Below are 12,221 nucleotides of genomic sequence, written 5' to 3' on the forward strand. Positions count from 1 at the left end.
CTGACCGAGGCCGGTCAGCAATATGTGCATCGTGCCCGCGGCGTCGTTGCCGATGTCGGCGACCTGCTGTCGCGAATGGGCGAGAAGCAGCGCGATCTTTCCGATCATCTGCGCGTCAAGGCGCCGACCTCGCTGACGGTCGCACGTCTCGCCGATGCCTTCACGATCTTCCAGAAGCAGAACAGCAGCGTGAAGCTCGAGATCGTGATGATCGATCGCCCGGTCGATCCGGTGACCGAAGGCTTTGACATTGCGATCGGCGCCTTCCCGCATTCCTTCGGCGGCGTCGTCGACGAGCCGCTGTGCCGGCTGCCGCGGCTGTTGTGCGCCTCACCGGCGTATCTCAAGAAGCAGGGAACGCCGAAGCATCCGCGCGATCTGGTCGATCATCGCTGCCTCAGCTTTCTGCCGACAGGACCGGAATGGCCGTTCGAGGGGCCACGCGGCCGCATCAATATCCAGGTGCGGCCGATTCTCAGTTCAAACGAGGGCCGCGTGCTGACGCAAAGCGCGATCTCCGGTAACGGCATCGCGCTGCTCTCGCATTATCTGGTCGCGGACGCGTTGCGCCACGGCACATTGCAGCCGGTACTCCTTGAGTTTCCGATCCCGGAACTGTGGGTGAAGGCCGCCGTTCCCGAACGCCGCATCGACGCCGCTGCGGTGCAGGCGCTGCTCAAGACACTGAAAAAGTCGCTGTCGCAATCGCTGTGATATAGCGGTGGCCTTGCCCCTCGCATGCGGACCTGAGACAAGGGCGCGAAAGGATCGCCGCTTGAAACTCCTGACATCAGCCTTGCTCGGTCTCATGATCGTCGCGACGCCCGCGGCGGCGATCGAGACCTGCCGCTTCATCGAGGCCAAGGCGGAACGCGAAGCCTGCTACCATCGGCAAGAGCAGGAGCTGGCGGCGAAGCGCAAGCCCGAGCCGCCGATCACGCAGTCAAGCGAAGCGAAGACCTTCGACTCGCTGCAGCAGATGCGGCGCGATGACGAAGAGGTCTATCGCTCCATGCGCGGCATCTGCCGCGGCTGCTGAGCCGAGCGGCGAGGCTTACGCCGCGCCACCGCCCCAGCGGCCTGCGCGCTTCTCGGCAAAAGAGGCGAGCCCTTCGGCGGCCTCGGCGGTCTGCCGCTTGGCCGAGTGCAGATGGACGAGGCGCTTGTAGGCTGCATCGTCGACGGCCAAGCCGCCGAACGAACTCTCCATCGCGAGCTTTTTGGTTTCGGCCATCGCATCCGGCGCGTTGCCGAGCAGCTGCTCCACGACCCTGGCGCCTGCGCTTTCGAGATCGGCCAGCGGCACCACTTCATGGACGAGACCGATACGGCGGGCATCCTCGGCGCCGAACCGTTCGCCGGTCAGCGCGTAGCGGCGCACCTGGCGCACGCCGATGGCGTCGCAGAGCTGCGGGATGATGATCGCAGCGGTCAGGCCCCAGCGCACCTCGGTGATCGAGAACAGCGCGTTGTCGGCTGCGATCACGATATCGCAGGCCGAGATCACGCCGGTGCCGCCGCCGAAGCAGCCGCCCTGCACCAGCGCCACCGTCGGCACCGGCAGCGTGTTGAGGCGCTGCACTGCCTCGAAGGTGGCGCGCGACGCCACCTCGTTCTCCTCGGATGATTTCGGCCGCACGCCGTTGATCCATTTCAGGTCGGCGCCGGCCTGGAAATGCTTGCCGTTGCCGTTGAGCACGACCACGCGCACCGGCTTGGTCGAGAGATCGTCGATCGCCGCCAGCACGCCCGCAATCAGCGCGCCGTCATAGGCATTGTTGACCTCGGGGCGATTCAGCGTGACGGTCGCGACCCCGCGCGCATCGAGGCTCCACAGGACTGGGCTGGCCGACATGACGTTCTCCCTCGTTCGGCGTTGCTGTTATCTTGTACTGCACTATGGCGAGATGAGATGGCTTGATCCATCACTTTCGAGCGCGCGCGGCCGCGCCGCGCGCATGACGGGTTGCGCGATGGCCTGCGCTTGTGGAAACTGACGCGACACGTTGCAAGGACCAGTTCCACTGATGCGTATTTCTATTTTCGGCGCAGGCGCCGTCGGCAGCCACTTCGCGGTTCGGCTGGCACGCGCCGGCCACGATGTGTCCTGCGTGATGCGCGGGCCGCATCTCGACGCGGTCAGGACCAACGGATTGACGCTGAAGGTCGGCAACAGCAGCGTCACTGCGAAAGTGACGGCATCGGCCGATCCTGCCGAGCTGGGGCCGCAGGACGTCGTCATCAGCACGCTGAAGGCGACCGGCATCGGTGCGCTCGCAACCGGACTACCACCGCTGCTTCAGCGCGGCACGATGGTCGTGTTCGCGCAGAACGGCATTCCCTGGTGGTACGGTCTCGGCCTGCCGATGCAGCATCCCGCGATTCCAGATCTCGGCTTCCTCGATCCCGGCGGACGCCTGCGCGCCGCGGTTCCAAAGGAGCGGATCATCGGCGGCGTGATATTCTCCTCCAATGAGGTGGTCGCGCCCGGCGTGGTGGCGAACCTGTCGCCGGATCGCAATCGCCTCTTGATCGGCGAGTGCGACGACCGCCGGAGCGAGCGCATCACCCAACTGCGCGCGGCGCTGAATGACGCCGCGATCGAATCGCCCGAGGTCAGTGAGATTCGTGAGACGATCTGGTCGAAGCTACTCACCAACATGTCGATGTCGGTGCTCTGCCTGTTGACCGGGCTGACCGCGCGCGGCGTCCGCGACGATCCTGACATGCAGGACGTGATCCCGCGGCTGCTCGACGAGGCCAATGCGGTGGCGACACGCTATATCCCCGAGGTCAAGCGCGTCACCCGCTCAGGGCCGGCGCCGGACCACAAGCCGTCGATCCTACAGGACTACGAGCTCGGCCGCGCCATGGAGATCGACGTGCTGGTGCGCGCACCGGCGGCGTTTGCCCGCGCCGCCGGCCTTCCGACCCCGATGCTCGACCTGATGGCCGCGCTCGCGATCCAGAAGGCGCGTGACAAGGGGCTGTATCAGGGCTGACAATCCGAACGCGGCGACATCAAGCGGGAACATCGAAGCATGCAAGTCAAGGACAAGGTCTGCGTCGTCACCGGCGGCGCGAGCGGGATCGGCGAAGCGGTGGCGCGGGCCTATGCGGAGGCGGGCGCGCGCGGCGTCGTGGTCGCCGATCTCAAGACCTCGCGCGACCGGCTCGCCAGCGTCGCCGGCGACATCGACGGGCTCGCGGTCACCGCCGATGTCGGGCTCGAGGAGGACATCAAGGCGCTGATCGCCGCGGCCGAGGACAAGTATGGCCCGGTCGACGTGTTCTTCTCCAATGCCGGGCTGTCGCGCAAGGGACAGGAAACGGCATCCGATGCCGACTGGGACGTCAGCTGGCGCGTGCATGTGATGAGCCACGTGTTCGCGGCGCGCGCGCTGGTGCCCGGCATGCTGGCGCGCGGCTCCGGCTATCTGCTCAATACGGCGTCCGCGGCGGGGCTGTTGGCCTCGCTGAACTCGATGCCTTACGGCGTGACCAAGAACGCCGCAGTCGCGCTCGCCGAGCATCTCGCGATCCAGTATGGCGATCGCGGCATCCGCGTCTCCGTGCTCTGCCCGCAATCGGTGCAGACAGGCATGACGACGCCGGGCCCGAGCGCCGCGCGCGTCGACGGCGTGCTGCAGCCCGGCGAGATCGCGCGGATGGTGATCGAGGCGATGGCCGAGGAGCGCTTCCTGATTCTCTCGCATCCGCAGGTGCAGGAGTACATGCAGCGCAAGGCCACCAATCGCGAGCGCTGGCTGTCCGGCATGCGCCGCCTGCGCGACCGGATCTATGGCGGTGCGGCGTCCTGATGATTTTCATTGTCATTGCGAGCGAAGCGAAGCAATCCATCTTGCCGCTTGCCGAAAAATGGATTGCTTCGTCGCTTCGCTCCTCGCAATGACGAGGTCACTCCTTTGAAGCTGGCGCGAATCGTTCGAGCAGACCAGTGTACTTTTCCCCTGCCGGCGAAGCATAGGCGCCGCGGCGCGACGTCGTGAGCTTGAGGCCGGCGAGCGCTTCCGCCTGCTTCACCGCGGCGGCCACGCCGTCGACGACAGGCACGCCGAATTGCACCGACAGCTCATGCGCGAGATCGGCCATGCCGGCGCAGCCGAGCACGATGGCGTCGGCGCCTTTCTCCAGCGCCCGCGCGATCTCCGCCTCCAGCTTCGCCTTGGCGTCCGAACCCGGCTTCTCGAGATCGAGCACCGCGACGTCGCAGGCAGTGACCGCGGCGCGGTCTGCGAAGCCGTAGCGGCGGACCAGCTCCTCCAGCGGCACGATCGAGCGCGGCAGCGTGGTGACGATGCCAATGCGCTTGGCGATCTGTCCGGCCGTGACCAGCGCCGCCTCGCAGATGCCGACCACCGGATAGCGCGCCGCCGACCGCGCGGCATCGAGGCCGGTGTCGTCGAAACAGGCGATGATGCCGGCATCGGCGTCGGGCGCCTTCAGGAAGGCTTCGATCAGCCCGGGAACGGCAAATGCCTCGTCATAGAAGCCCTCGATCGAGGCAGGCCCCATTGAGGATGTGACGGCGACGATCTCGGTTGCCGGCGCGGCCACCGCCTGCGCGGCGGTCGCGATGGTCGCGGTCATCGACGCGGTGGTGTTTGGATTGACGATCAGAATTTTGGTCATGGAAGAAGAGTAATAGCCCGGATGCAGCGAAGCGCAATCCGGGACGGTGTCACAGGCGGAATTCGTGCCACTTACGAATGCTTCGCGACCCAGGCCGCGAAGCCATCGAGCAGTTCGGTCATCACCTCGCGGTCGTTGCGGCCGGAGCGCTTCAGGACATGGAAGGAATGGTCAGCTTCCTGCACCAGATGCAGGGTCGCGCGCGCGCCGAGCCCCTTCACCACGGGTTCGAGCAGGTCGAACTCGGCAAGGGCATCGCGGGTGCCCTGCAGGAACAGCAAGGGGATCTTGACCTCGGTGAGGTGCTTGGCCCGCTCGCTCGACGGCTTGCCGGCCGGATGCAGGGGAAAGCCGAGGAACACAAGCCCGCGCACGCCGGCGAGCGGCGCTTTCGCCTGCGCCTGCGAGGTCATCCGTCCGCCGAACGACTTGCCGCCGGCGAACAGCGGCAGTTCGCCGCAACAGCGCGCGGCCTCTGCGACCGCAGCGCGCACCGTCGCCTGCGCGACGGCGGGTGGATCGGGCCGCCTGCTGCCCTTCTCCATGTAGGGAAACTGATAGCGCAACGTCGCGATGCCGCGCTCCGCCAATTCCTCTGATATCACGTCCATCGACGGATGCGTCATGCCGGCCCCGGCGCCGTGGGCAAACACATAGGCGCTACGGGCCTGCGCCGGGCGCAGCAGCAGCGCGGACACCGTGTTGCCGTCCGAGACCGTGATCGTGAGCGGTTGTGCACCTGGCGCGTTCAAGACGACATCTCGAAGAATTGTTGCTTCGTCATTTCTAGCGGCATGCCGCCATGCGCGCAAATGCCGCCGAGCAGCGCACGCCGCAAGTGAACTGGCTCACAGCCAGCCAACATTTCCCTTGCAACATTTCCGTTGTTAGACCGAGAGCCGCCACTGTAGGATGGCGCACGGCACATCACACGCTTAACGCGAATCTGTTTCGGCGATTTTTAATATCTCAGCAATATGACGCGCGGGTACCGCGAATTGGGGAATGGGGCATGCCTCGCAAGACGATCCTTCTCATCGGCCTGCTGATTGTCGCCGGCATCCTCTACTTCAAGGACGATATCGAGACGGTGGCGAGCGGCTTCCGGGTCAAGGTCGTCGACTATCAGCCACCGGCAAAGACTGTGTGGCTGGATCAGAATGTCAGCGCCGAGCGGCTGCGCTGGTTCTATCACGCCGACCAGGGCACGCGGACGTTCGGCATTCCCCTTGAATGGTTCATGGCGCTGGAGCGGCCGACGATCTGGCCGCCGTTCACGGCGGCACCGCGGCTCAGCGAGACCGATTATCTCGGCCGCTTCGGATTTATTCCCGACACCGTGATCCCCGGCAGTCCGGATGCGCTGCCGATCGGCTTTGCGCGGAGCGGCCCGATGGCCGATGCCAACGGCACGCCGTGGCGCAACCCGCACACCAAGGAGAGCATGAACGGGATCGGGCTGACTTGCTCCGCCTGCCACACCGGAAGCTTCAGCTATCGCGGCACCGAGATCGTGATCGACGGCGGGCCGGCCAACACCAACCTGTTCGAGTTCCAGAAGAGCGTCGGCCTGTCGCTGCTGCTGACCCGGTTCTGGCCGGGACGGTTCGCGCGCTTTGCCGATGAGATCCTCGGCAAGGACTCTAACGTCGACGAGCGCATGGCGCTGCGCGGCCAACTCGATCTCGTGCTGAAGCAGTACGCCAATATCAATGCGCTGGAGACCAAGGTCGCCGCCAACAGCGTCGAGGAAGGCTATGCGCGGCTCGATGCGCTGAACCGGATCGGCAACCAGGTGTTCTCGATCGACCTGAACAATCCGAACAACTATGCCTCGCACTCGGCGCCGGTGCATTTCCCGCGGATCTGGAACGCGCCGTGGTTCAGCTGGGTGCAATATGACGGCTCGATCATGCAGCCGATGGTGCGCAATGCCGGTGAAGCGCTCGGCGTCAGCGCCGAACTCAATCTGCTCGACGAGTCCAAGGGCCTGTTCAAATCGAGCGCGCGGATCGACGTGCTGCACGAGATGGAGCGGATGATCGCCGGCGAGCCGCCGAGCGAGGACAAGGGCTTTGGCGGACTTGCGTCGCCCAAATGGCCTGAGAACATCCTGGGGCAGATCAATATGGATCTCGCGAAGAAAGGCGGCGAGCTCTACAAGACGCACTGCCAGGACTGCCATGGACCTGCGATCGACAGCAAGGCGCTGCCGCCGAGTGAAGCCTTCGCCCTGTTCAAGGACAAGAAGCGCTGGATCAAGAACGACGCCGGCCAGCCGCTGCTCGACGTCGAGATGATTCCGATCAGCCATATCGGCACCGACAGCGCACAGGCCGAGGGCCTTGCGAACCGCACGGTCGAGACCCCGGCCAATTTGAAGATCAAGGACGGCGGCTTCGGGCCCGCGCTCGGCGAACTGGTCGAGAAGACCGTCGACTACTGGTACGACCAGAACAAAACGCCGCCGGAAGATCGCAAGCGCATCAACGGCTACCGGCCGAACGGGATCCAGGCGCTGCTCGCCTACAAGGTCCGGCCGCTCAACGGCATCTGGGCGACCCCGCCCTACCTGCACAACGGATCGGTCCCGACCATCTACGCCCTGCTGTCGCCGGTGAAGGAACGTCCCTCGATCGTCTATCTCGGCGGTCGGGAATATGATCCGAAGGATCTCGGCTATATCTCGAACGACAAGATCAAGAACGTCTTCGCGCTCGACACCACCAAGCGCGGCAACAGCAATGCCGGACACGAATTCTCGGACGAGAAGGGTCCCGGCGTGATCGGACCCGGCCTGAAGGAAGACCAGCGTCGCGCCCTGATCGAGTTCATCAAGACGCTGTAGCTGTCGCTGGTCAACACGCCTGTTGTCATGGCCTGGCTTGGCGCGGCCATCCACGTGTTTTGCGCAGGTCACGTTGAAGGTGTGGATGCCCGAGACCAGCCCGGGCATGACGAGTGGCGGCTTCGTTTGTCCGGCCCTCGGGCGGAAACCGTAACGCTTGCTCTCAACGTTCCTTCAACTTGGGCACCGGCTGCCGGCGCGCCGGGCGGGTCATGGCTTCAAGCTCGAGCAGCTGGTTCAGCTGCTCCTCGGTCAAAAGCTTCTCCTCCAGCACGATGTCGGCAACCGAGCGGTTCTCCTTCAGCGCGCGGCGCGCCACGCGTGAACTGGCTTCATAACCGAGCGCCGGCGCCAGCGCCGTGATCAGCCCGATCGAGCCCTGCACCAGGCTGCGGCAGCGTTCGCGATCGGCCTCGATGCCGTCGACGCAGCGCTTGGTCAGCGTATCGATCGCCGCCGTCAGCATGCGCAACGAGCTCAGCACGCAATAGCCGATGGTCGGCTCGAACGCATTGAGCTGGAGCTGGCCGCCTTCGGCGCACATCGTCACCGTGAGGTCGTGCCCGATCACGAGGAAGGCGACCTGGTTGACCACCTCGGGAATCACAGGATTGACCTTGCCGGGCATGATCGACGAGCCGGCCTGCACCGCGGGCAGCCGGATCTCGCCGATGCCGGTGCGCGGCCCCGACGACAGCAGACGAAGGTCATTGCAGATCTTCGATACTTTGACCGCGACGCGCTTCAGCACGCCCGAGAACAGCACGAAGGCACCGAGGTCGGAGGTCGCCTCGATCAGGTTCGATGCCAGCACCATCGGCTGCCCCGACAGCCGCGACAATTCCTCGACCGCAAGCGCCGCATAGCGCGGATCGGCATTGATGCCGGTGCCGATCGCGGTGGCGCCGAGATTGACTTCACGAAACAGCGAAGAAATCTCGTTCAGCCGCGCGACGTCCTCCTTCACGGTGGCGTGGAAGGCGTCGAATTCCTGACCGAGCGTCATCGGCACCGCGTCCTGGAGCTGGGTACGGCCCATCTTCAGGACGTCGGCGAACTCCACCGCCTTGCCCTTGAAGGCATAGGCGAGATCATCTAGCGCGCGCACCAGCGGCTGGGTGGCGAAGATCACCGCGAGCCGCAATGCAGTCGGATAGGCGTCATTGGTCGACTGCGCCATGTTGACGTCGTCGTTCGGATGCAGCGTGTGATAATCGCCGGGCTTCTTGCCCATCAGCTTGAGCGCGACGTTGGCGATCACCTCGTTGGCGTTCATGTTGGTCGAGGTGCCGGCTCCGCCCTGGATGGCGTCGACGACGAAGGACTCGGCATAGACCTTGTCGGTCGCAACCTTGGTGCAGGCCTTGTCGATCGCATCGGCCTTTTCCGGCGAGAGATAGCCCAGGCGCTTGTTGGCGCGGGCGGCGGCCTGCTTCACCAGTGCCAGCGCGCGGACGAATTCCGGAAAATGGCCGACCGGCACACCGGTGATCGGAAAGTTCATCACCGCGCGCTTGGTGTGGATGCCCCACAGCGCATCGGCCGGCACATCGTCCTCGCCGAGCAGATCGTGCTCGGTGCGCGACTGCGCCTGCTCGATCGGCACGGTGCGAACGGTCGCGATCGCGAGCTCGCTGACGCCGCCGCTGTCGCCGGAAGGTGGCGCGGTGCCTGCAGTGCTGGCGGTTTCAACCTTCGATTCGGCCATCGATCCCTCCGTTACCTGCTGCAACCCTGTCGTCAGCGACGCCGGCCATGATGCGCCGGACCGGCATCGAAAGCCAATGCCTATCGGCAAAGTCTTGCACAGCGGCGACCCGAACGATACGAACAAGCAGCGCTGCGCTGCGCCGAACAGGCCGTCGAGGGCGTTGCCTTATCCGTCACGATAACAACAACTTATAGCTCCATGCCGCAGCTCGCCCGGCGACGGCTGCGGCTGCTTTCTCCGCCCGGTCATCGCGTGCTAGAGCAGCGTCAACGGGCGCAGATGCGCTGCCGACATCGAACGAACCAAGGGCCCAAGCCGTGTCCAACAACAACGAAGCGATCACCATCAAATTCCGCTGCCCGGCGGAGCTCGAGGGCAAGATTCCGCCGCCGGTGCCCGCGTCGATGGGTATTCCCGGATGGCTCAAGGCGATGCCGACGCAGGCCTTCAATGCGATGAGCAATCGCGAGGAGGATACCGTCAAGCGCTGCCCGCCATTCGTCGATGCGATGACGTCGGGTTTCCTGATGCCGCTGGTCTGCGATCTCAAGATCGAGAATGGTGCGATCACATGGGACAACGACCTTCCCCCCGGGGGCGCACTGGAATTCCCGCGCTCGCCGGTCGGCTTCCACGACGAAAGCCAGGTGATCGGCTCGCCGCTGTTCGAGCCCGATCGCTTCATCATCAAGTTCGTCAATCTGTGGACCATCGAGGCGCCGGCGGGCTACTCGCTGTTCTTCACGCATCCGGTCAATCGGTTCGACCTGCCGTTCACTACACTGACCGGCATGGTCGACTGCGATCTGTTTCACGACAGCTGGATCCATTTCCCGGCACGCTGGCACGACACCAATTTCAACGGCGTCTTGCCGAAGGGCACGCCGGTTGCGCAATGCTTCCCGGTGAAGCGCGAGAACTGGGTCGCGCAGACCGCGGCGATGACGCCGGATGAAACGTCGCGCGCACAGGACCTGTCCAACAGGATGGCCCGCGAGCCCGGACTCTATCGCCGTCAGTTTCGGACGTAGACCGGACGCGGGACGACGTTCCTCTTCTGTCGTCGCGAGCCACCTGGCTCAGCATCTACCGCCGTCGTCCTGGCGAAAGCCAGGACCCATAACCACCTAATCTGATTGCGAAAGGGATCGTGGCCCCAGCGTCTCGCAACAACGGACATTTGGGGTAATGGGTCCTGGCTTTCGCCAGGACGACACCGGCTATGTGGTTCGATCCCGAGCTCACCCGTGTCATCACCCGCGAAGCGAAGCGGGTGATCCAGTATTCCAGAGACAGCAGTGTTTGAGCGGAGAAGCCGCGGCGTACTGGATCGCCAAGCCGGGCGATGACAGCTGAGTTAGCTCAAAAACTTCGCAAACCCGCTGGGACGGAAGAAGAAGCGGCCATGCGATGACATGGTCAGCGCGGCCGTCGTGCGGCCGATCATTTGCGGCCGGCCGCGCAACGCCAGGCGCAAATTGGCTTCGCCGGCAGCGCGGTCGCCCATTTCCAGAAGGCTGGCGGAGAAGCTGAGACGCGTCAGGGGATCGTCAGGGCGTTGCGCCACCACCTGACGGTAGAGATCGGCCGCAGCCGCATATTCGCCATCGAGCAGCAGCACACGCGCGAGCGCGGCCAGAATATCAGGATGTCCCGGCGCCGCAGTGCGCAGCTTCTCCAAGATCTCTCGCGCGCGGCCGCGCTCATTGCGCTGGGGCAGCAGCTGCGCGAGCAGGAGCTGAAACTCGAGGCTCCCGGGCGCAAGAACAAGCGCGTTCTCAAGGACGGCAACCGCCTCGTCGATGCGGCCGGCCGCGTGCAATTGCCCTGCCAGCGCCTGAAATGCGGGCAAATACGGTGGCCGCCGCGCGGTGGTCCGGCGCAACAGATCGATCGCCTCGTTCTGGCGACCGGCGCCGCCGAGCGCTGCGCCAAGCAGGGTCTCGAGGCCGGGATCCTCGACGCGGCGCGTGGCTCGCTCGAGCGGCGCGATCGCCTCCTCGTTGCGGTTCTGGATCATCAGCGCCCGTGCCAGGATCGAGGCCGCGCCGACATCGTTCCGGTTTGCCTTCAATACTTCCGCCGCCAGCCGCTCGGCTTCGACGGTCTGTCCCATCTGCAATGCGACGACCGCGCGCTGCAGAGCCGGAGACGGGCTTGGCCCGCGATTGGGAGGAAGCGGAGGTTTCGGCATACGGCCCGTCATGAACTGGACTGCCCAGCCGTTATCACTGCCGCCGATGGAGCGTCCAGCGAAAGTCGCAGCCGGGTTGGAGATAATTGGAGACGTCAGCATTCGCCCGATCTTGTCGCCGCTTGCTCGGGAATGTCGTCAACATGCCGCCGGAACCCGCCACTGAGATACCGCCCGGTTCCTGCAACGCCTACACGGGCCGATTTGATGCATCCCACGGCCGTCGGGCGACAGGCCCCGAACCAGGCTCTGGCGCGCAATTTTTCGACTGCTTAACCTATTCAATCTAGCCTGAATTGCCGTAACAGGGCCCGGCTTGATGTACGCAACAACCCTCGAAGCAATTCAGGCGACCAGGTCGAAGCGAGCCGCCTATACGCGCGGAATGCTCGCACTTCTCGCCATCGCCGTGCTCTTGAAGGCCGCGTGGTTCTCCCGGCTGGGCCTGGGACAAGACCGTGATCCGGTCGACTTCGATGCCTTCTACATCGTCGCAAGGCTGGTGTGGCAAGGCACTGTGGACCAAGCCTACCATTTCGCGAAGCTCGTCGTGATGCAGAGAGAGGCGTCGGGCGGGCACGACAGCTTCATGCCATGGACTTATCCGCCGCAATTCAGCCTGCTGCTCGCTCCGTTCGCGTTGATCCCGATCGTCGGAAAAAAGATGATGAGCACCAGCACGAACTGGCTTCCGGCGATGCGGCGCAGCACTGCGAGGTAGAGTGCAAGTGTCGTGGCCGCGAACATGAGATAGGCAATTCCCTGTCTCTTATGCACCTCTGCCGCTGCCGCCGGACCACCTCGTCTATAGCCAG

At 64.7% G+C, this 12,221-nt stretch carries 12 protein-coding genes; 7 read left to right on the top strand and 5 right to left on the bottom strand.

The window, feature by feature from the left end:
* Both FNJ47_RS38865 and FNJ47_RS38870 read left to right on the top strand, forming a co-directional pair.
* The coding region (locus tag FNJ47_RS38865; protein ID WP_163161122.1) for a substrate binding domain-containing protein at positions 1-714 on the top strand (714 nt) is incomplete at its 5' end.
* 94 nt (positions 715-808) lie between these two features.
* Positions 809-1,039: a hypothetical protein gene (locus FNJ47_RS38870; protein ID WP_163161124.1), complete on the top strand. Its 231-nt coding sequence runs from the start codon at positions 809-811 to the stop codon at positions 1,037-1,039.
* 15 nt (positions 1,040-1,054) lie between these two features.
* Here the strand turns inward: FNJ47_RS38870 and FNJ47_RS38875 are convergent, their stop codons facing one another.
* Positions 1,055-1,855 carry an enoyl-CoA hydratase-related protein gene (locus FNJ47_RS38875; protein WP_163161126.1) on the bottom strand — a complete coding sequence of 267 codons (801 nt, stop codon included), beginning with the start codon at positions 1,853-1,855 and terminating at the stop codon, positions 1,055-1,057.
* Between the two features lie 172 nt (positions 1,856-2,027).
* Here FNJ47_RS38875 and FNJ47_RS38880 point away from each other — a divergent pair, with 172 nt between their 5' ends.
* Positions 2,028-3,002 carry a ketopantoate reductase family protein gene (locus FNJ47_RS38880; RefSeq protein ID WP_163161128.1) on the top strand — a complete coding sequence of 325 codons (975 nt, stop codon included), beginning with the start codon at positions 2,028-2,030 and terminating at the stop codon, positions 3,000-3,002.
* 39 nt (positions 3,003-3,041) lie between these two features.
* The gene (locus FNJ47_RS38885; RefSeq protein ID WP_163161130.1) at positions 3,042-3,821 is read left to right on the top strand and encodes an SDR family oxidoreductase; all 780 of its coding nucleotides are present in this window, start codon (positions 3,042-3,044) and stop codon (positions 3,819-3,821) included.
* Between the two features lie 97 nt (positions 3,822-3,918).
* On the opposite strand, the gene FNJ47_RS38890 is transcribed toward FNJ47_RS38885, so the two are convergent.
* Positions 3,919-4,653 (bottom strand): aspartate/glutamate racemase family protein, encoded by a 735-nt coding sequence (locus FNJ47_RS38890; protein ID WP_163161132.1) that lies wholly within the window; start codon positions 4,651-4,653, stop codon positions 3,919-3,921.
* 71 nt (positions 4,654-4,724) lie between these two features.
* Positions 4,725-5,405, bottom strand: coding sequence for an alpha/beta hydrolase family protein (locus FNJ47_RS38895; protein ID WP_163161134.1), 681 nt, complete (start codon positions 5,403-5,405; stop codon positions 4,725-4,727).
* 260 nt (positions 5,406-5,665) lie between these two features.
* Here FNJ47_RS38895 and FNJ47_RS38900 point away from each other — a divergent pair, with 260 nt between their 5' ends.
* Positions 5,666-7,501: a c-type cytochrome gene (locus FNJ47_RS38900; protein ID WP_163161136.1), complete on the top strand. Its 1,836-nt coding sequence runs from the start codon at positions 5,666-5,668 to the stop codon at positions 7,499-7,501.
* A gap of 163 nt (positions 7,502-7,664) precedes the next feature.
* Here FNJ47_RS38900 and FNJ47_RS38905 read toward each other — a convergent pair whose 3' ends face one another.
* Positions 7,665-9,209, bottom strand: a complete 1,545-nt coding sequence (locus FNJ47_RS38905) for an aspartate ammonia-lyase (RefSeq protein WP_163161138.1) — start codon at positions 9,207-9,209, stop codon at positions 7,665-7,667.
* A gap of 320 nt (positions 9,210-9,529) precedes the next feature.
* Between FNJ47_RS38905 and FNJ47_RS38910 the strand changes: the two genes are divergently transcribed.
* Positions 9,530-10,243: a hypothetical protein gene (locus FNJ47_RS38910; RefSeq protein WP_163161140.1), complete on the top strand. Its 714-nt coding sequence runs from the start codon at positions 9,530-9,532 to the stop codon at positions 10,241-10,243.
* Positions 10,244-10,569: 326 nt separating this feature from the next.
* Here FNJ47_RS38910 and FNJ47_RS38915 read toward each other — a convergent pair whose 3' ends face one another.
* Complete coding sequence (locus tag FNJ47_RS38915) at positions 10,570-11,406, bottom strand: tetratricopeptide repeat protein (protein ID WP_163161142.1); 837 nt, start codon at positions 11,404-11,406, stop codon at positions 10,570-10,572.
* Between the two features lie 319 nt (positions 11,407-11,725).
* Between FNJ47_RS38915 and FNJ47_RS38920 the strand changes: the two genes are divergently transcribed.
* On the top strand, positions 11,726-12,127 hold the full coding sequence (locus FNJ47_RS38920; protein WP_163161144.1) for a hypothetical protein: 402 nt from the start codon (positions 11,726-11,728) through the stop codon (positions 12,125-12,127).
* Positions 12,128-12,221 lie beyond the last annotated feature (94 nt).

This window comes from Bradyrhizobium uaiense, assembly GCF_010811875.1.
Classification (GTDB): domain Bacteria; phylum Pseudomonadota; class Alphaproteobacteria; order Rhizobiales; family Xanthobacteraceae; genus Bradyrhizobium; species Bradyrhizobium uaiense.